This is a genomic window from Lentzea sokolovensis, from assembly GCF_033949975.1.
Lineage (GTDB): Bacteria > Actinomycetota > Actinomycetes > Mycobacteriales > Pseudonocardiaceae > Lentzea > Lentzea sokolovensis.
The window spans coordinates 133777-152474 of the sequence record NZ_JAXAVU010000012.1; the positions used below are offsets into that span (position 1 = coordinate 133777).

At 67.5% G+C, this 18698-nt stretch carries 16 protein-coding genes; 6 read left to right on the forward strand and 10 right to left on the reverse strand.

The window, feature by feature from the left end; genetic code table 11:
• The first annotated feature begins 189 nt into the window (after positions 1 to 189).
• The 4 genes from edd to SK854_RS29220 all read left to right on the forward strand — a co-directional run bounded on the left by edd (position 190) and on the right by SK854_RS29220 (position 6430).
• Positions 190 to 2046, forward strand: coding sequence for a phosphogluconate dehydratase (gene edd, locus SK854_RS29205; RefSeq protein ID WP_319978326.1), 1857 nt, complete (start codon positions 190 to 192; stop codon positions 2044 to 2046).
• A 343-nt stretch (positions 2047 to 2389) separates the two neighbouring features.
• Entirely contained in the window at positions 2390 to 3013 is a 624-nt protein-coding gene (gene eda, locus SK854_RS29210; protein WP_319978681.1) for a bifunctional 4-hydroxy-2-oxoglutarate aldolase/2-dehydro-3-deoxy-phosphogluconate aldolase, read from the forward strand.
• 214 nt (positions 3014 to 3227) lie between these two features.
• Positions 3228 to 5195 carry a PEP/pyruvate-binding domain-containing protein gene (locus SK854_RS29215; protein ID WP_319978327.1) on the forward strand — a complete coding sequence of 656 codons (1968 nt, stop codon included), beginning with the start codon at positions 3228 to 3230 and terminating at the stop codon, positions 5193 to 5195.
• The gene (locus SK854_RS29220; RefSeq protein ID WP_319978328.1) at positions 5195 to 6430 is read left to right on the forward strand and encodes an MFS transporter; all 1236 of its coding nucleotides are present in this window, start codon (positions 5195 to 5197) and stop codon (positions 6428 to 6430) included. The genes SK854_RS29215 and SK854_RS29220 overlap by 1 nt, the downstream gene beginning before the upstream one ends.
• Here SK854_RS29220 and SK854_RS29225 read toward each other — a convergent pair.
• From SK854_RS29225 to SK854_RS29235, 3 genes are all read right to left on the reverse strand, one after another.
• Positions 6390 to 8930 carry a helix-turn-helix transcriptional regulator gene (locus SK854_RS29225; protein ID WP_319978329.1) on the reverse strand — a complete coding sequence of 847 codons (2541 nt, stop codon included), beginning with the start codon at positions 8928 to 8930 and terminating at the stop codon, positions 6390 to 6392. The two genes, SK854_RS29220 and SK854_RS29225, sit on opposite strands and share 41 nt — an antisense overlap.
• Positions 8931 to 9176: 246 nt before the next feature.
• Positions 9177 to 9614 (reverse strand): zf-HC2 domain-containing protein, encoded by a 438-nt coding sequence (locus tag SK854_RS29230; protein ID WP_319978330.1) that lies wholly within the window; start codon positions 9612 to 9614, stop codon positions 9177 to 9179.
• A 2-nt stretch (positions 9615 to 9616) separates the two neighbouring features.
• A complete protein-coding gene (locus tag SK854_RS29235; RefSeq protein WP_319978331.1) occupies positions 9617 to 10144 on the reverse strand; it encodes a sigma-70 family RNA polymerase sigma factor in 528 nt (175 codons plus the stop codon).
• Between the two features lie 259 nt (positions 10145 to 10403).
• Between SK854_RS29235 and SK854_RS29240 the strand changes: the two genes are divergently transcribed.
• Positions 10404 to 11633, forward strand: coding sequence for a DUF4142 domain-containing protein (locus tag SK854_RS29240; protein ID WP_319978332.1), 1230 nt, complete (start codon positions 10404 to 10406; stop codon positions 11631 to 11633).
• Between the two features lie 269 nt (positions 11634 to 11902).
• Here SK854_RS29240 and SK854_RS29245 read toward each other — a convergent pair whose 3' ends face one another.
• Genes SK854_RS29245 through SK854_RS29255 form a run of 3 tightly spaced genes read right to left on the reverse strand, consistent with a single transcriptional unit; the run spans position 11903 to position 14600 of the window.
• Positions 11903 to 13036, reverse strand: a complete 1134-nt coding sequence (locus SK854_RS29245) for an AAA family ATPase (protein ID WP_319978333.1) — start codon at positions 13034 to 13036, stop codon at positions 11903 to 11905.
• The gene (locus SK854_RS29250) at positions 13029 to 13796 is read right to left on the reverse strand and encodes an RNA ligase family protein (RefSeq protein WP_319978334.1); all 768 of its coding nucleotides are present in this window, start codon (positions 13794 to 13796) and stop codon (positions 13029 to 13031) included. The genes SK854_RS29245 and SK854_RS29250 overlap by 8 nt, the downstream gene beginning before the upstream one ends.
• Before the next feature lie 42 nt (positions 13797 to 13838).
• Positions 13839 to 14600 (reverse strand): hypothetical protein, encoded by a 762-nt coding sequence (locus SK854_RS29255; RefSeq protein ID WP_319978335.1) that lies wholly within the window; start codon positions 14598 to 14600, stop codon positions 13839 to 13841.
• Positions 14601 to 14745: 145 nt separating this feature from the next.
• Here SK854_RS29255 and SK854_RS29260 point away from each other — a divergent pair, with 145 nt between their 5' ends.
• The gene (locus SK854_RS29260) at positions 14746 to 15546 is read left to right on the forward strand and encodes a S1 family peptidase (RefSeq protein WP_319978336.1); all 801 of its coding nucleotides are present in this window, start codon (positions 14746 to 14748) and stop codon (positions 15544 to 15546) included.
• 63 nt (positions 15547 to 15609) lie between these two features.
• On the opposite strand, the gene SK854_RS29265 is transcribed toward SK854_RS29260, so the two are convergent.
• From SK854_RS29265 to recA, 4 genes are all read right to left on the reverse strand, one after another.
• On the reverse strand, positions 15610 to 16410 hold the full coding sequence (locus SK854_RS29265; RefSeq protein WP_319978337.1) for an alpha/beta fold hydrolase: 801 nt from the start codon (positions 16408 to 16410) through the stop codon (positions 15610 to 15612).
• A gap of 109 nt (positions 16411 to 16519) precedes the next feature.
• The gene (locus SK854_RS29270; RefSeq protein WP_319978338.1) at positions 16520 to 16975 is read right to left on the reverse strand and encodes a MarR family winged helix-turn-helix transcriptional regulator; all 456 of its coding nucleotides are present in this window, start codon (positions 16973 to 16975) and stop codon (positions 16520 to 16522) included.
• An 87-nt stretch (positions 16976 to 17062) separates the two neighbouring features.
• Positions 17063 to 17572 (reverse strand): regulatory protein RecX, encoded by a 510-nt coding sequence (locus SK854_RS29275; protein ID WP_319978339.1) that lies wholly within the window; start codon positions 17570 to 17572, stop codon positions 17063 to 17065.
• Between the two features lie 11 nt (positions 17573 to 17583).
• Positions 17584 to 18630 (reverse strand): recombinase RecA, encoded by a 1047-nt coding sequence (recA, locus tag SK854_RS29280; protein WP_090073224.1) that lies wholly within the window; start codon positions 18628 to 18630, stop codon positions 17584 to 17586.
• Positions 18631 to 18698: the final 68 nt, after the last annotated feature.

The window sequence follows — 18698 nt, forward strand, 5'->3', positions numbered from 1 at the left end:
CCAATCTCAAGCCATGTGACAAGCACCACACGCCAAGATTCAAAACTGGTCGCCTCCCATCTACTGAATCGTTTTTGTGTCCGCGACCAGCCATGACTTACTGTGTGTGGCGTCACGCCCGTCTGTGGGACGCCACCGTTGTCGTCTCGTAAGGGCCCCACCACGGCCCGTGATGACCCGGAGACCCCCATGACCGAACTGCATCCTGTTCTGACAGAGGTGACACGCCGGATCGCCGCCCGAAGCGCCGATTCGCGTCGCGTGTACCTCGAACGCGTGGCCGCCGCCGCGCAGGACGGAACGTCCCGGTCCGGCTTCGCGTGCAGCAACCTGGCGCACGGCTTCGCCGGAATCACCGGCGGCGACAAGGCGGCGCTGCGCGCGCTGCGCAAGTCCAACGTCGCGATCGTGTCCTCCTACAACGACATGTTGTCGGCCCACCAGCCGTTCCAGGAGTACCCGTCCTGGATCAAGGACGCGGTCCGCGCCGTCGGCGGCGTGTCCCAGTTCGCGGGCGGCGTGCCCGCGATGTGCGACGGCATCACCCAGGGCCGTGAAGGCATGGAGCTGTCGCTGTTCAGCCGCGACGTCATCGCCATGTCGACCGGCGTGGCCCTGTCGCACGAGATGTTCGACGCCGCGGTGCTGCTGGGCGTCTGCGACAAGATCGTGCCGGGCCTGCTGATCGGCGCGCTGTCGTTCGGGCACCTGCCGGCGATCCTGGTGCCCGCGGGCCCGATGTCGTCCGGCCTGTCGAACAAGGAGAAGGCCCGCGTCCGGCAGCTCTACGCGGAGGGCAAGGCGTCGCGCGACGACCTGCTGGAGGCCGAGGCCGCCTCGTACCACTCCCCCGGCACCTGCACGTTCTACGGCACCGCGAACTCGAACCAGATGGTCGTCGAGGTCATGGGCCTGCACCTGCCCGGCGCCTCGTTCGTCCCGCCGGGCACCACGTTGCGCCGCGCCCTGACCGAGCACGCCGGCCGCCGCGCCGTCGAGATGGCCAAGGGCGAGGGCTACACCCCGATCGCGCACGTCGTCGACGAGAAGGCCGTGGTCAACGGCGTCGTCGCGCTGCTGGCCACCGGCGGCTCGACGAACCACACGATGCACCTGGTCGCCATCGCCGCCGCCGCGGGCATCGACCTGAGCTGGGACGACCTGAACGACCTGTCGGCGATCGTGCCGCTGATCGCACGGGTCTACCCGAACGGCAGCGCCGACATCAACCACTTCCAGGCGGCGGGCGGCGTCCAGTTCGTCGTCGGCACCCTGCTCGACGCCGGCCTGCTGCACGCCGACGTCAACACCGTCGCGGGCCACGGCCTGAACCGCTACCGCCAGGAGCCGATGCTGGCCGACGGCGAACTGGTCTGGGTCGACGGCCCCGGCCGCTCCCTGGACCTCGACGTCCTGCGCCCGGCCACGGACCCGTTCGCCTCCGACGGCGGCCTGCGCATGCTCACCGGCAACCTCGGCCGCGCGGTCATCAAGGTCTCCGCGGTGGCGACGGAGAACCACGTCGTCGAGGCCCCCGCCCGCGTCTTCACCACCCAGGAGGCGTTCCAGGAAGCCTTCAAGGCGGGCGAGCTCGACCGCGACGTGGTCGTCGTCGTCCGCCAGCAGGGCCCCCAGGCCAACGGCATGCCCGAGCTCCACAAGCTGACGCCACCACTCGGCGTGCTGATGGACCGCGGCCACAAGGTCGCCCTCGTGACCGACGGCCGCATGTCCGGCGCCTCGGGCAAGATCCCGGCCGCCATCCAGCTGACCCCGGAAGCCGCCGTCGGCGGCCCGCTCGGCCGGGTCCGCGACGGCGACGTCGTCCGGCTGGACGCCACCGCGGGCACGTTGGAGATCCAGGTGTCCGCGGAGGAACTGGCGACGCGTCCCCTGGTGGACTTCCCGCCGACGAGCCGCGAGTGGATGGGCACGGGCCGCGAGCTGTTCGCCGCGCTACGCCGTAGCGTCGGACCGGCCGACCGCGGCGCGACGGTGTTCGGCCCCATCACCGCCGACCACTTCGCCCCGGTCACCCACCACTAGCCCGCTGTCCTAGACACCCGTACGGCCAATATATTGGCTTCGGCACCACTGCTGACCTGCCCCTTAGCAACGAGTCTTTGGACTTCGTCCGCAAAAGACTCATTGCACAGGGGCGGTCCAGCTTGACCGCACAGCCCGACCACAGCAGCCGACCACCTGTCTCACCGTCCCTGCCCACCCGCCTTTGCAATGAGTCTTTTGACTTCGTCCGCAAACGTTTTTTGCATCCGGGGTGGGCAGGACGAGCACAAGGACGGTCTGCGATATATCGGTTTTCGATCAAGAGATCTGGCCAAGAGATCTGGCAAGGAGTGCACTCGTGACCAACGGTGACAATCTTCGGGTGACCACCGGGGCGGACCTGCTCGCGCTGTCGCCCGTCATCCCCGTCGTCGTGGTCGACGACGCCGACCACGCGGTGCCACTCGCCCAGGCACTGCTGCGCGGGGGCGTTCGCGTCATCGAGCTCACGCTGCGCACCCCTGCCGCGCTCGCCGCGATCGAGAACGTCGCGCGCGAGGTGCCGGAGATCGTGATCGGCGCGGGCACCGTCACAGCGCCGGAGCACGCGGAGCAGGCGGCGAAGGCCGGGGCGGCGTTCCTCGTCACCCCCGGCACGACCGACCGGGTGCTCGACGCCGCCGACGCGACCGGACTGCCCTACCTGCCCGGCGCGGCGACGGTGTCCGAGGTGCTGCGGCTGGCCGAGCGCGGGCTGACCGCGCTGAAGTTCTTCCCGGCGGAGGCGGCGGGTGGCGTCGACTACCTGAAGTCGATCGGCGGCCCGGTCCCGCACGTGCGGTTCTGCCCGACGGGCGGCATCACGCCGCAGAGCGCGCCGAGCTACCTCGCGCTGGCCAACGTCGGCTGCGTCGGCGGCTCGTGGCTGGCCCCGAAGGACGCCCTCGCGAAGGGCGACTGGGAGCGCGTCGAGACCCTCGCCCGGGAGTCCGTCCAGCTGGGGTAACCCAGATCACGGACCGGAAGTTCGGCTCACATCACGAGACCGGCGTCCCACCACGTTGGATTGTTCACCCAACGGCAGGTGACGCCGGTCTCCAATTAACGGGGGTTTGAGGGAAAGCGAACCGAACGGCCGCCAATTGAGATTTCAACCGGAATAACCCCAAACTCCCAGGTGTCACACTTGCTCGTTGCAATGACGCACGAGAGGAGCGGGTGTGGCTGTCCAGGAAGCCGACGTGGCGGGGTTGGTCGGAGAACAGCTGACTATGTCGGCATTCAACCAGCTGTCCGGCAGTCTGGGTGGTTATTCATTCGTCAAGGTGGTGGTCGACCAGCACAACGGGACGATCCACTTCCTGAACAACGCACGTCACGAGTTCCACGCGATCTACATCGGCACCGAGATCCTGGGCATCGCCGAGCCCGAGATGCGTGCGCGGATCGACGAGTTCAACCAGAGCTTCTACAACGCCTCTGACCGGCGGTTCTTCCTCGGCATCCTGTCGCTGCACAAGCGCGAGGACAGGCGGATGTTCTCGCTGGAGACGGTCGAGGTCGACACCATGTCGGCGGACATGATCGAGTTCTTCTACGCCGAGGTGCGCAAGAACGTCGACGCCGCTGTGCCGTTGTTCTTCAAGCCGGCGAACCATCTCCAGGAACAGGAGGTGGCGGAGTTGCCCGCGGAAAGGCTTCCACGAATCCTGGCGCATGAATTGTTCTCGACCGCCGAGTTCGTCGCGTTGAACCCCGGCATCACGAAGGGCCGGTTGCGTGCATTCCGCAGCGAGCAGGAGTACCGCGCGAACACGCTGGAGTGGTTCGACATCGTGGTGATGCATCGCGTTCCCGACGACATTCCGCGGCTCGCCGGCATCATCAACGCCGGGCACACCACTCCCCTGTCGCACACGAACGTCCTCGCGACCGGCTGGTCCATCCCGAACGCCATCCAGATCGGCGCGTTCGACCTGATCGATCGGGAGAACCTCGACGGCCAGTGGGTCGAGTACGAGGTGTCCCCGCGCAGCGCCGAAGTCGGGCTGCGGCTGATCGACGAGCCGGAGGACGCCGGCCAGCGGCCTGCCTGGTACGCGCAGCGCGTCACGCTCGACGAGCCCGAGCACACCTACAACCCGATCCTCGCTCTCGGCAGGATTCGCTACAACGACCGCCACCGCTACGGCACGAAGGCCGCGAACCTCGGCGAGCTGCACCACGTGCTCGCCTCCGAGTCTCCGCGCCGCCTGCTCGGCTTCTTCTCGGTGCCGCGCCCGCCACGCGACAACCTCATGCCCTATTTGGCGAAGTTGCTGAACAAGACCGAGGACGACGATCTGCTCGCCGCCGCCCAGCAGTTGCTCGCGGAACGGGTGCGGGTGCCGCGCGGCGTCGCCCTCCCGTTCTCGATGCACCAGGGTTTCCTGGAGTCGTCGCCGAAGATCCAGCAGGCCATCGGCAAGCTGAAGATGGCACTGGAGCTCAACGCCCGCGAGATCGAGCCGTTGTGCGTCGAGCTGCAGCAGCTGATCCGCAAGACCCGCGTGCCGGACTACCTGCTGTCCGAACTGGACACCGCGCTGGTCGAGAACCTCGCGGGTGTGCGGACGTTCGTGGTGCGCAGCTCGTCGAACGCCGAGGACCTCGCCGGGTTCTCCGCCGCGGGCATCTACGAGTCGTACAACCACGTGACCACTGCCGAGAAGATCGTGGAGTCGGTCAAGGAGGTGTGGGCGTCTCTCGTGTCCGTCCGCAGCGTGCGGCTCCGGCAGCAGGCGGGCATCTCGCTGGACGACTGCTTCATGGGCGTCGTGATCCAGGAGCAGGTCAGGGCCGACTTCGGCGGGGTCATGGTCACCACGAACCCGATGAACCGCAACGACTTCCGCAACGTCTACGTCAACGTCTCGCCGAACGTCACCGACGTCGTCGAAGGCTCGAAGCAGCCGATGCAGTACCTCTACTCCACTGTGGAGGGTGGCGGCCGCACGGTCTCCCTCGGTGACGCGAAAGAAGATCTCGGCATCAAGGCCCACGCCCAGTTGCAACGGCTCGCGATCGTCGGACGGCTGCTGCAGGCGCACTTCTCGCCGGACTACACGTTCGACTCGCCGGTCGACATCGAGTGGCTCGCCACCGACGACGTCCTGTACGTCCTGCAGCTGCGGCCGTACTCGATCTGATGCTGGGTCTTCGCGTACCGGCGACTCCGGATGTGGCGCGTGCCGTCCGCCTGACGTACGGCTTCCAGTTCTTCTTCGGGCTGCTGCTGTGGATCCCGGTCTTCTACGAGTACCAGAAGCAGCTCGGGCTCAGCGACGCCGAGATCTTCGGCATCCAGTCGATCTACTACATCGCGTTCTGCCTGCTGGAGATCCCGACCGGCATGGTCGCGGACCGCTTCGACTACCGCACGTCGCTGTGGCTCGGCGCGAGCGTGCTGGTCGTCGCGAACCTGGTGCCGGTGCTCGCGGGGAACTACACCGGGTTCCTGGTGCACTTCCTGCTGATCGCGCTGGCGAGGTCGTTGATCTCCGGTGCTCAGAGCGCGTACCTGTACGAGTACCTCCACGCGCACGACGCCGGGCACCTCTATCTGAAGGTCGAGGGGGTCGGACGGTCGTACAGCCTGGTCGGCAAGATCGTGTACTGGCCGGTGATCGGCCTGCTGATGCAGTGGAACATGCCGTCGCCGTACTGGCTCACCGCGATCAACGCCGCGATCGCCGTCGTGCTGGCGCTGCGGCTGCCGCCGATTCCGGGCTGGCAACGCCCGGAGGGCAAGACGGCGAAGCTGCTCGCGGGCGTCGGCGGCGCGTTCGGTTCGCTCAGGACGTCGCGCTGGCTGCTGTTGCTGATGATCCAGGGCATCGCGATGTTCACGCTGGTGCGGATCCTGCAGGTGAACCTGTTCCAGCCGGTGCTGGAGTCGAAGGACGTCTCGGTCGGCTGGTACGGCTCCGTGCTGGCCGCGATGACGATCTTCGAGGCGATCGCGGCCGCCCGCCCGCACTGGCTGTCGCGCCGGATCGGGTCGGCGAGGTCGGTGTTCCTGCTGACCGTCGTGATGGCGCTGGCGATCGGGTTCATCGTGCCGTCCGGCGGTGTCGTGACGATCGTGCTGCTGTGCCTGTTCTCCGTGACTGCGGGGATGAGCTTCCCCATCCAGAAGAAGCTGCTCAACGACGCGATTCCGGACTCCCGCTACCGCGCAACGCTTCTGTCGATGGAGTCCATCATGGACCGTGCCGTGTGCGCGATCGTCGCGGTCGCGCTCGGCGCCTACCTCGCGGGCGGCAGGCTCAACGAGTTCCTGGTGCTGTCGTCGGTCGTCACCGTGATCATGATGGCGTTGCTGGCGGGGCTGCTGATCGCGGTCAGGACCACAAGGCGGCGACGAGCTCAGCTCGTCCCGTGATGCCGAGCTTGCGGTAGGCGCTCGACAGGTGCAGTTCGACGGTGCGGCGGGTGAGGTGCAGGGCTTCGGCGATCTGCCGGTTCGTGAGGCCCTGCGCCGCCATCCTGGCGACCCTGTTCTCCTGCTTGGTCAGGCCCTGCACCTGGTCGTCCTCGTCGCGGACCTCGTCGCCCGCGAGCTTGGCCAGCGGGTGCGCGCTCAGTTGACGGGCCAGTTCGAACGCCTTGCGCAGGTGCGGGGCCGCAGCCTCGGTGCGGCCCTTGCGGCGCAGGTGGTGGCCGAGCCAGTAGGACGACTGGGCGTGCAGCAGCCGGTGCGGTGACGAGCCGAGAATCTGTTCCGCCTCAACGAGAACGTCGATGTCATCGGTGCTCATGCCGACGCTCATCAACGCGGTCCCGATCACCCTCGGGGAACCCCACCGCTTGGCCAGGTCGAGTTCCTCGTGCGCCAGCCGGGCGGCGTCGTCACGGTTGCCGAGTGCCAGGTAGGCGCGCACGGCGTGGTGCCGCCACGCCATCAGCGCGGGGTTGGGCATCTCGCGGGTGGCGAGCCGCCGGCCCGCCTCCAGCAGGTCCTCCAGCGCGCCCTCCGCGTGACAGGACGCGAGCTTGAGCCGGCCTCGGGCGAAGACGATGTTGATGTGTTGCAACAAGTTGCCGTCCTCGGCGACGAGCGGGGCGGCCTCGTCGAACTGCCCCATCTCGATGCAGACCTCGGCCAGCTTCGCGGTCGCGAGCACGACGGCGGGGCAGTCCCTGTTGCCGGTCGACACCGGCGGCGTCAGGAACGTGTACGCGCGGGCCAGATCGCCGCTGTTGTGGAAGGTCGAGGCACGGGCGATCATGCTGAGCATCCCGCGACGCAGGTGCGGGTCGTGCGAGACCGGCGCGGTGCTGTGCGAGAGCCAGAACTTGTTGATGTGCTCGGGATCGTCACCGAGCACCGGCACCATGAACGTGAAGATGTAGGGCTCGCCGAAGACGTCGACCCAGTCGCCTTCGAGTGCTTCCAGCGCGTACTCGACGGCTTCGGAGTACGAGTCGCCGCTGCGGGCGTTGCCGACCGCGAGCAACGCCGACCGGGCGCGTTTGAGATTCGGGTCCTTCGGGACGTCGCCGACCAGGTCGTCGAAGTACCTGCCGGCGCAGTTGGCCATGTGCGCGTCGCGGTTGGCGGCCAGGAGATAGGTGGTGCAGACGAGGTTCCAGACCTTGTCCCGGTCCTCCGGCAGCAGCCGGGCGACGACCATGATCGCCAGCGAGACCGCGAAGTGCGCGTCCGAGCCCATGCACATGCGCCGGATCAACGACAGCGCCACGTTCGCGGCGAGGTTCGGGTCCTCGCACTGCACCAGGGCGTCGCGGACGCGATCTCGACCCAGTGCGTTGTCCTGCAGGTGTTCCGTGTGACCGAGCTCGACCTCGATCGCCAGCCGGTCCTCATCGGACAGGTGCTCTTCGAGCGCCCGTTCCAGGTGCTCGACGCCGCCGACCTCGCGCAGCACGTCGACGGACCACGGCAAGCGCACGGATCTGGCCTTCAGCACGTGCTCGGCGACGCGCTCGTCCGGAGCGTCCGACTCGAACAGCAGCCAGGCGGCGCGGGCGTGCGCGGCGGAACGGACGGCGATCGGCATGTCGGCCAGGATGCTGTTGCGCACGAACGGATACCGGAACGTCAGCGGGTCGGTGTCGGCGAGCACGCCGAGGCGGACCAGCGTGTCGACGGCGGGCAGCGCGTCGAAGCCGGTGAGCGCGGACAGCAGTTCGAGGCCCGCGTCACCGTCCAGGACGGCCGCGGATCGGGCGACCTCGGCGGCTCCGGTGTACTCGCGCAGCCGCATGCCGATCATCTCGCCGACGGCCGCCGACCCCTCGCCTTCCTCGCGCAGCAAGGCCTGGAGCAGGTAGGGGTTGCCGCCGGTGAGCTCGTGGCAACGCCGCGCGTCACGGCCGGGGAAGGTGTCGGTGAGGCTTTCGATGGCCGCGACGTCGAGGCCGGCGAGATCGATCCGGTGCGGGTGGGCACCGGCGATCTCGGGCAGCGTGACCTCGTCGATGTTGAGGTAGCCCTGGGACGCACCCAGTGCGATGACGACCTGCATCTGCTGCAGTCGTGGACGCAGGTACGCGAGCGCGCGCTTGGAGAAGGTGTCGGCGACGTGCACGTCGTCGATGACCATGAGGATCGGCGCCTTGCGGGCGGAATTCGCGGCGCGCGCGTACAGCTCTTCCAGGTCGTGCTCGTTGGCGAGGCACGGCGCGAGCTGACGCACCACGGCACCGGGGAGGTGGCTCTCCAGGCGGGCGCTCTTGGCCAGGCGGACGGTGAACCCGCGTCCGCGGGCCTCGGCGGCGAGCGCGTCGAGCAGCGCCGTCTTGCCGATGCCGAACCCGCCGGTCACGACCACGCAGGAGCCCGTCCCCCGCACAGCGTCGTCCAGCAAACGTCCGAGAGTCGCGAGTTCCGCGTCCCGGCCGAGCAGTGGAGATGTCACCTCTGTCTACCCCTGCCTTCGGTACCGAGAGGACCGCAGGTCGAAGGTTCGGTGGTTCCTTCGGTAGCGACCGTAAAGACCTGCGCTTCGTCGTCGGGCAAACTTACCCACAGGTAACGGTGAACGGAACTGTGAGCTGTTCGCAGTGGTGAGCGGGAGCGAGTGATGATCGTGGCCAGGCTGGTGCGCGGATGGCTCCGCCTCGCCTGCCTGCTCGCCGGCCCCCGCTCCGTGTCGCAGCGAGAGTTACACACGGCCGAGCAGCTCAAACGGCTGGGCGTGAGTGGACTGCGCACGAGTGAGACTGCCGACATCGATCGGGTCGGCGTGCGAGGACAGCGACTCCACGACCGACAGCACCGCGGCGATGGCCACCACGACGCCCGCCGCCACCAGCAGGATGCTGCGGGCGATCGGGCACGGCTGACGCGCACCGGGCGGGTTCTCCCGCAGCACCGGCCGCAACATCGGCGCGAACGTGCCGAAGTCGGCCACGTCGCGCCGGCAGTCTTCGCACCCGGCTAGGTGCCGGGAGAACATCACGTGCTCGGCCGGGTCGAGCACACCCAGCGCGTACCCCGCGACATCGCCGCACGGCCCTTCCGGGCTCGTGCGGTTTTCGTCGTCTTGATCTTGTCCTGCTCCTGCTCCCACGTGCTCGTGATGTGGTTGACGGGTCACCATCACTAGCTCCTGTCCTGCAGCGCCCGGCGGATCGTGTGCATCGCCTTGTACAGCCGGGACTTGACGGTTCCTTCGGGAATTCCGAGAACGATCGCGGCCTCCCTCACCGTTCGCCCCATGACATACGTTTCGTAGATGGCTGAACGGTGTTCGTCACTCAATTGGCGTACTACATCGGTAATGACCATCACTGAAAGTGTCTGTTCGGTGTCGTCCGGAGATTCGGCGATGTCCGGACGCAACAATTCGACTTCCTGCGGGCGCGCCTGTCGGCTTCGCCATCCGTCGATCACAATGCGACGAGCCACAGTACAAAGCCAACCACGCAACATCCCGGGTTCACGAACGAGATGTGCGGAGTTCTGCCAAGCCCTGATCAACGTCTCCTGAACAACGTCTTCCGTCCACTGGCGGTCGTAGTTGGTCAGGCACAGGACCTGCGAGAACAGCATCCGCTGAAACTGACCGTAGAGCAGCGTGAGCAATTCTTCGTCCTGGTGGGCTTGTGCGACCTTGCCCTGATCACCCATGAAGCTGACGACCTCCCCAGATATCGGCGACGGGTTCGCTTCGGGCGGCAGACCTAGCGACTCGGTGGCCGAGCGTGGAATCCTACAGATAGTACATCCCGAACGCGAAAACCTCTCGGGTACGTAAATTCAGTCCGAATGGTTCGCAGATCAAGGTGTGATGCACGTCACATAGGAGCCTGAGTGCACCCGTGAACCCTGACCTCACCTGCGCGTATCACCTTTGAAGGCAGCTCGATCACGGGAGGGAACGGGCACTATGCGTCACCGGTTGGGCACGCTGGGACAGCACGCAGCGCTGTTTACCATCCTGTCTGTCGTATTTCTGGGGGCTTTCATCGGAGTCGTCCCAGCCAATGCGCAATCGACAGAAGTACAGCCGTCAGACCGCTCATTCATGGTATCTCTGCGCCAAGCAAACTCTTGGTTGATACCGGTGAGCAAAGAAGCTCCGGCACGGACTACGAACACAGGGATAGGCAACTCCGGACGGGACATCTTCGAAGGGCATTCACGACTCGACATCGACCTCCTGAAATCCGCCGAAGGACTCGGCGTGGTCCTGCCGAACGACGTCAGCAGTGAGCACCAGGCGCTCATCGACGAGATGGCGCAACGCACCGGCGACAACCACGACCGCGCCTACGCGACGATCGTCCGGCAGACCCAGGGCGGCCTTCTCGTCATGTCCGTGCAAACGCGAGCAACAACGCAGAACACCGCAATTCGCACACTCGCCCACCAGACCGTGCAAATGCTGATTCGTACAATGACGGTTCTGGAGAACACCGGCAGGGTCGATCCGTCGGCACTCGAATTGGTGACGGCCAAGGCACAGGTGAACTCGGTCCGCGTCATCGGTCAGAACGTCGAACCGTCTGACCGGGAATTGCTCGTGATGCTCACCCAGCATTCGCTTTGGCAGAAACCGTCCAGCCGCGAGAGCTCCGATCGCGCCCGTGACGCGAAGGTCCGCAAGGTCGCGGGCCAGCTCGCCGCCGAGCACACCCAGCTGACTCAGGCGGTCACCGAGGCCGCCCGGCAGATCGGCGTGGACCTCCCGGTCGAACCGACGACGGAACAGAAGTCGTGGGCGAACGCCATCTCGTCCAGTTCCGGCGACGAGCTCGACCGCATGTACGCGAACCTGTCCCGCGCCGCCGACGGCTCGCTCATCACCCAGGTCGCCCACGCCCGCGCGACGACCAAGAACGTCCCCGCGCGCATCGCCGCTCAGACCGCCCTGACCCTCCTGCTCAAGCACATGCTCCTGCTGGAGGGCACCGGCCTGGTGAAGGCGAACTCGCTGCAGATGACGAACGTCCCGCCCATCGCGCAGCAGAAGTCCAACAGCAGCCCACCGCCCCAGCCCGACGACTCGTCCACGAGCGTCGGCTTCCTCACCGGCATCGCCGTCCTCGTCGTCGCCGGCGCGGGCACGCTCTGGCTCGTCCGAGCCATCGGCCACCACGGCGAACACCGTCGCTGACCGCTTGCCCACCGATATATCGGCTGTCGCCCTCGCCAACCGATACGTCAGCGCCCGGCGGGCCTCCGCAGCCCGCCGGGCGCACCTCATCCACCCCTTGCAACGACTCTTTTGACGACGAAGTCCAAAGACTCATTGCTAAGGGCCAGTTCAGCAGGGGTGACGGGTTGACATAATCAAGGTGAGCGTGCGAACCGGCCGAGCAGGGCCGGACCCGGCCGAACCGATATATGGATCTTGGAGCGCGACCCGAGGCTGTCTGCGGCGGCTTACAGACGCGTCGAGGCCGGTGCCGTGTCCACCCGTTCAACGGTGTGCGCCTCGGTGGGGTCGACCGCCTCCCACTTGCCGGCGAGCCGGTCGATCACGGCGGCCGGTACCGGTTCCGGACGGACGCGGTTGCGAGCGTGGATCACGTTCTTCGGCGCTTCGAGACCGATCAGGGTGATCCGGGCGTGGTAGTCGGCCGCGAGTCCGATGCAGCGCTCGCGAATTTGCTGGGAGATGTTAGTCGCGTTCCAGACGAACCGCTCCCCCGCCCGCAGGAGCACGCGGGCTTCCTCGAACGCCGCGGCGGCCACCGCGCGCTGGTCGCCGTCGGGCGCGATGCCGAGCCGGGAACGCACCGTGTCGAGACTCACCACGCGCCAGCCCGGCCGGTGCTGGGCGATCCAGTGGTCCTTGCCGACTCCCGGCAGGCCGGACAACACCGTCACCTCGACGCGCGTGTCGTCGTAGGCGGCGTAGTCCGGGTCGCGGCCGGGCGTGCGGAAGTACTGGAAGCGGGCGTGATCGGACGGGAAGGCGCGCGGCCGGTCGAGGCAGTCGCGTTCGCGGCAGTACTCCTCGAACAGCGCGATGTTGTCCAGCACCGAGGCTGCGTCGCCGCAGATCCGGCCGAGGATGTCGGCGCGGGCGAGCGTCGCGAGGTCGTCGTTGCGCGCGAGCAGGCTCACCCGGAACGCGATGCGGTCGAGGTCGGGGCGTTCCAGTGCCCAGAACGGTACCTGGTGGTGCCGGATCAGCGCGGCGACGTGCTCGCGCCAGGCGATCGGGCGTCCCATCTCCCACAGCAGCTTGCGCGCCAGCAGATCTCCGGCGCGCGAGTGTCCGTGCGCGGTGACGCGGCCGTCCGCGATCTGCGTGCGGAACGGCTTCGCGGCGTCGTGCAGCAGCACCGTCGCGAACAACCGCACGCGGTCCGGTTCGGGACGCGCGCGCCATTCGGGCAGCGACACCAGGGCCTCGCAGGCCATCCGGGTGTGCGTGGCGACGTCACCTTCGGCGTGGTGCACCGGATCCTGCGGTACGCCTTCCATTGCGCGCACCCAGGGGAACGCCGAGCGGACGGCGTCCCAGTCGAGAGTCCAGTGCGGACCCGTGGGGCAGAGTTGCTCAAACACGGGCCACCACCCGGTTCGGCAGGATCGGGCGGTCCTGCCAGTGGCTGCCCGAGTCCAGCACGGCGGTGACGAACGTCGGCCGTACCCACTTGTAGCGCTCGACCGTGCGCCCGTCCTCCTCCACCTTGATGTAGAGGCCTTCCATGTCGTCGTCCGAATCCGTCTCCGCGACAACGACTTCCGGGTCCTGCCCTGCCGCTCGTGCCGCCTCCACCAGCGCGTCACGCCACCCCGGAGTGCGGCACAGGGACGGGCCGATCAACGCGGTGAGGTCTTTCAACCGAAGCAACGGCCCCTCGTGCAGCACCGGCACGGACACCACCGGCGTGCCGGCGAGCACCCGGCGACGTTCCGGTGTGGACAGGAACTCCCCGGAAGAGCGGTCGAGCAGGTCGAACTCGCAGAAGTGGTGCGGCAGCGCGTCGTAGAACACGGTGTGCTTGGCGTACAACCATTCCCCGTAGAGCACGTACCGCGTGCCGAGCCTCTCCCACAGCACGCCCTGGTGCGTCGCGGCCCACGCCTTCAACGGTGCGAACTGCCGTTCCCGCGGCCCGCCCGCGAGGAAATGGCCGCGTGACTGGAGTTTCAGCACACCGCCGGAGTCGAAGCTGATGCCCGCGTTGGCACCGTCGAGCTTCTCCTCGACGACGAGGTGCCGTCCCGCGATCGCGCGGAACGGCACCTGGTCGAGGTCCTCGTCGCCCGGTTGCAGGCGCGAGCCCTCCAGGTGGGGCGTTCGCGGGTACTTGCGCAACATGCCCTGATTTGTATCCCGCTCACGCGCCCGCGAGCGAACGGTTTACGCCTGGCCGACGAACGCCGCCTTGTCGGAGTTGAAGGTCGGCTCGAACACGAGCTGCATCTCACCGGGCTGCGCGCCGACCGCGTACGCGACGTGGAAGGTGTAGGTCTTGCCCGGCAGCACGGTCGCCGAGTCGAACGTGCTGTCGCAGCCGCCGCTGCTGTCGAACACCATGTCGGCCTTCTGCCCGTTGAACTGCGCGTCGGTGCCGACCGACATCAGCGCGGTCTCGAACGCGGCGCTCGTCCCGTTCGTGATGGTGATCTCGAACTTCACCGCGCGGGCGATGTTCGGCGGCGCCGCGTACTGGCCGGGCGTGCACGCGACCGGTGCGGCGACGTCGACGGAGAGGCCGTTCGCCCACGAGTACCGCTTGCCCCAGGTCGGATTCTCGGCGATCGCGTCCTGCCGGGCGGTCTCGCCGGGCGCGCCGACCTGGCCCTGGTTCACGTCACCGTTGAGGATCTTGTCGAGTTCCTCGACCGCGGCCTGCTGCGCCACCACGGTGAAGACGATCGCCAGGACACAAAGGACGACACCGACCGTCGCGAGAACTTTGCGGGTGCCGAACAACGCGATGACGCCGAGCACGATCCCGACGAACGCGGCGATCGCCGTGAGGTTGTTGAGGAAGATGACCCACGAGCCGACGACACCGACGATCCCGAGGATCACCGCGGCCCAGGCGAGCGCACCGAATCTTGTGGGTCTCTGCGGTGCGGCCGGAGGCGGGGTGTAGACGGGCGGCGGATAGGTCATCACGGCTCCTGGCGGTTGCGATGTGTGACCACGACGTCGACTGGTCTGCTTTACCCGTTAGCGCCACCCGGCAGCGTCACTCGATCGAGTGACGATCGGCCAGTCAGCCGACTCCCGAAGGTAGCGAAGCGACTACGATCCGTACATGGCACGACGACTCGCCGGCACCCTGTTCGCAGCGATCGCCGTACTCGGCGTGACGACGACACCGGCACAGGCCGCCGTCGACTTCACCGGCGCGGTGAAACTCAGCAACTGCTCCGGCTCGCTCGTCCGCCTGCCTTCCTCGATCCCCTCGGACCAGGCGCTCGTCCTCACGAACGGCCACTGCGTCGAGCTCATGAAGCCGGGCCAGGTGTTCGTCGACAAGCCGGTGGACCGCACCTTCACGTTGCTCGGCGGCTCCGGTGCGGAGATCGGGAAGCTGAAGAGCTCCAAGATCGTCTACGCGACGATGACCGGCACCGATGCCGCGCTCTACCGGCTCGACTCGACGTACCAGCAGATCCAGCAGCAGCACGGCGGCCGCGCGCTCGAACTGTCGGCTTCGCGCCCCGCCGTGAGGACCGAGATCCGGATCGTCTCCGGGTACTGGAAGAAGATCTACTCCTGCCAGATCGACGACTTCGTCCACCAGGTCAAGGAAGCGAGCTGGACGTGGCGTGACTCGCTGCGCTACACGCCCTCGTGCGACACCATCGGCGGCACGTCGGGCTCGCCGATCATCGACAACGCGAGCGGCAAGGTCGTCGGCGTCAACAACACCGGCAACGAGAGCGGCGGCCGCTGCACGATGAACAACCCGTGCGAGGTCGACGCCGGCGGCAAGATCACCGTTCGCAAGGGCACCAACTACGGCCAGCAGACCTTCGGCTTCGTCTCCTGCTTCGGCTCCGGCACGACGCTGAACCTGGCGCTGCCCGGCTGCACGCTCGCGAAGCCCTGAGAACGCGGGGAATCCGGGACGCCCCTGCCCGCGTCCCGGATTCCCCGTCTTTCGTCGTCAGAACTACCGCGCGGCGCGCACGATCAGGTCGGCCACGGTGTCCGGCTGCGACACCGCCACCGAGTGCGAGGCGCCCCGGACCTCGACGACCGCACGGGCGTGGGCGCGCTCGGCCATCCACTTCTGCGCGGCGATCGGGATGTTCTTGTCCTTGCCCGCCACCACGAAGTACGAGGGGATGGTGTGCCACGCGGGCTCGCCGGCCTTCTCGGCCAGCGCGGTGTCGTTGATCGGCCGTTGTGTCGCCGCCGCCAGCGTCGCGTCCTTGCGGGACACGTCGGCCGCGAACTGCTGCCAGTACTTGTCCTGCTGGATCGTCAAGTCCTTGCTGCCGTCACCGATGTCGATGGCGGACAGCGTGTCGCCGAGGGTGCTGCCCGGGAACTTGTTCGACAGTTCGAGAGCGCTCTCGCCCTTCTCCGGCGCGAACGCCGCGACGTAGACGAGCGACTTCACGTTCGGGTTGCCGAGCGCCGCCTGCGACCCGACCATGCCGCCGTAGGAGTGCCCGGCGAGGACGATCGGGCCCTCGATCGAGGCGAGCACCTTGCGCAGGTAGTTCGCGTCGCCGGTGACGGACCTGAGCGGGTTCGCGACCGCGACGACCGGGAATCCCTTGCGCTGCAGGCGTTCCACGACACCGTTCCAGCTGGAGGCGTCGGCGAACGCACCATGCACCAGCACGATGGTCGGCTTCTTGGTGCCCTGCTTCTCGGTCTCCTCCGCGGCACCGGCGCCGGACGGAACAACGGCGGCCAGCGCCAGCAGCGTTCCCAGAACCGCGAACACCTTGCGAACTCGCATTGGTCTCTCACTCTCTCGTCGGCCACCATGCGGTGGTGCATCGCGCTCGATTAGGTCGTGCACGATGTAAGTTACCCGACGAGTTACCTCGCACGCGATGTGTTTCAGCTCACTGGCGCTCGGCGCCGTGCTTGACCCGGTTCAGCGCCTTGCGGAGAACAGTGATCTCCTCCAGCGTCATGCCGAGCGCCTGGCCGAGCTGATTGAACATCTCGGCACCGATCCACCGCAGGTCACGACCCTTGTCCGTGAGCTGCACGAGCACCGAGCGCTCGTCGTCGGGGTGCGTGACGCGCACCAGCAGGCCGCTCTTCTCCAGCCGCTTGATCAACGGGGAGAGCGTGCTGTACTCCAGGTCGAGTTCGTGCACGAGCTCCCGGATCGGCCTCGAGTCCCGCTCCCACAGCAGCAGCATCACCAGGAACTGCGGGTAGGTGATGCCCGCCTTGTCGAGGATCGGCCGGTAGAAGCCGGTGACCGCCCGCGACGTCGTGTAGAGGTCGAAGCAGAGCAGGTCGGAGACCGTAGGGGTCACGGCGGACGGCGCGTCGGGAGTAGTGCTCACGCTTTTCAGGCTACTCGGAGCCAACCACCGCAATGGCGTGATCGGTTACGGCACGCCAACGGATACGTGGGCGGGACCCGCCCTGGCCTAAGACCAGGGCTCGTCCAGTGCCGAGGCCTCTGCCCCTGCGGTGCGCAACTCGTCGCGCACCACGCGATAGGCGAGGCCTTCCGCATAACCCTTGCGCGCCAACGCACCCACGAGCCGGCGGATCTTCGCCGTCTCGTCCACGCCGGACATGGTGCGCAGGCGTTTGCGGACCAGTTCGCGGGCACGCTCTTCCTCGGCCTCGCTGTCGACCGCGGCGACGGCCTCGGCCACCACCTCGTCCGCCACGCCCTTGCGGCGCAGTTCCATGGCCAGGGCACGACGGCCCAGGCCGTTGTACGTGTGCCGGGAACGCACCCACATCTCGGCGAACTGCGCGTCGTCGATCAGACCGGCGCGGTCGAACTTGCCGAGGACGACCTCGGCGACACCGGGGCTGATCTCCTTGCGCAGCAGGGCGTCGTACAGCTCCTGCCGGGAGCGGGCCCGAGCGGTGAGCAGCGCGTAGCAGATGTCCCGCGCCTTGCGCTGCTCCTCAGCCTCGTCCAACCCTCACGACCTCAGAACTCGACCGGCGCGACGGGAACCGTCTCGTCGGCGTCGAGAGTGGCGCCGATGCCGAGCTTGTCCTTGATGCGCTTCTCGACCTCGTTGGCGATGTCCGGGTTGTCCAGCAGGAACTTGCGGGCGTTCTCCTTGCCCTGCCCCAGCTGGTCGCCCTCGTAGGTGTACCAGGCGCCGGACTTGCGCAGGATGCCCTGGTCGACGCCCATGTCGATGAGCGAGCCCTCGCGGCTGATGCCCTTGCCGTAGAGGATGTCGAACTCGGCCTGCTTGAACGGCGGCGCGACCTTGTTCTTCACGACCTTGACCCTGGTGCGGTTGCCGACGGGCTCGCCGCCGTCCTTCAGGGTCTCGATGCGGCGCACGTCCAGACGCACGGAGGCGTAGAACTTCAGCGCCTTACCACCGGTCGTGGTCTCCGGGGAGCCGAACATCACGCCGATCTTCTCGCGCAGCTGGTTGATGAAGATCGCGGTCGTGTTGGAGTTGCTGAGCGCACCCGTGATCTTGCGCAGCGCCTGGCTCATCAGGCGGGCCTGCAGACCGACGTGGTTGTCGCCCATCTCGCCCTCGATCTCGGCGCGCGGCACGAGGGCGGCGACCGAGTCGATGACCAGGATGTCGAGCGCGCCGGAGCGGACCAGCATGTCCGCGATCTCGAGCGCCTGCTCACCGGTGTCGGGCTGCGACACCAGCAACGCGTCGGTGTCGACGCCCAGCTTCTTCGCGTACTCGGGGTCGAGGGCGTGCTCCGCGTCGATGAACGCCGCGATGCCGCCGGCCTTCTGGGCGTTCGCCACGGCGTGCAGCGCCACGGTCGTCTTACCCGACGACTCCGGACCGTAGATCTCGACGACCCGGCCGCGCGGCAGGCCACCGATGCCGAGCGCCACGTCCAGGGCGATCGCGCCGGTCGGGATCACGGCGATCGGGGCACGGCCCTCTTCGCCGAGCCGCATCACGGAGCCCTTGCCGAACTGCTTGTCGATCTGCGCCAGAGCCAGCTCGAGCGCTTTGTCCCGGTCGGGTGCTGCGGGTGCCATCTTGGGTCCACCTTTTGTCGTCTGCCGTTGCTTCGTCATGTTGGACCTGACGCTACTGGCGGGGTCTG

Bases quoted from the DNA above. Each gene is read 5' to 3' on its own strand.
- SK854_RS29250 (WP_319978334.1), bottom strand. From the start codon at position 13,796: ATGTTGCGCAAGTACCCGCGAACGCCCCACCTGGAGGGCTCGCGCCTG.
- SK854_RS29235 (WP_319978331.1), bottom strand. From the start codon at position 10,144: ATGGGTGATCAGGGCAAGGTCGCACAAGCCCACCAGGACGAAGAATTG.
- SK854_RS29255 (WP_319978335.1), bottom strand. From the start codon at position 14,600: ATGACCTATCCGCCGCCCGTCTACACCCCGCCTCCGGCCGCACCGCAG.
- SK854_RS29240 (WP_319978332.1), top strand. From the start codon at position 10,404: ATGCGTCACCGGTTGGGCACGCTGGGACAGCACGCAGCGCTGTTTACC.
- edd (WP_319978326.1), top strand. From the start codon at position 190: ATGACCGAACTGCATCCTGTTCTGACAGAGGTGACACGCCGGATCGCC.
- SK854_RS29220 (WP_319978328.1), top strand. From the start codon at position 5,195: ATGCTGGGTCTTCGCGTACCGGCGACTCCGGATGTGGCGCGTGCCGTC.
- SK854_RS29265 (WP_319978337.1), bottom strand. From the start codon at position 16,410: ATGCGAGTTCGCAAGGTGTTCGCGGTTCTGGGAACGCTGCTGGCGCTG.
- recA (WP_090073224.1), bottom strand. From the start codon at position 18,630: ATGGCACCCGCAGCACCCGACCGGGACAAAGCGCTCGAGCTGGCTCTG.
- SK854_RS29260 (WP_319978336.1), top strand. From the start codon at position 14,746: ATGGCACGACGACTCGCCGGCACCCTGTTCGCAGCGATCGCCGTACTC.
- SK854_RS29230 (WP_319978330.1), bottom strand. From the start codon at position 9,614: ATGGTGACCCGTCAACCACATCACGAGCACGTGGGAGCAGGAGCAGGA.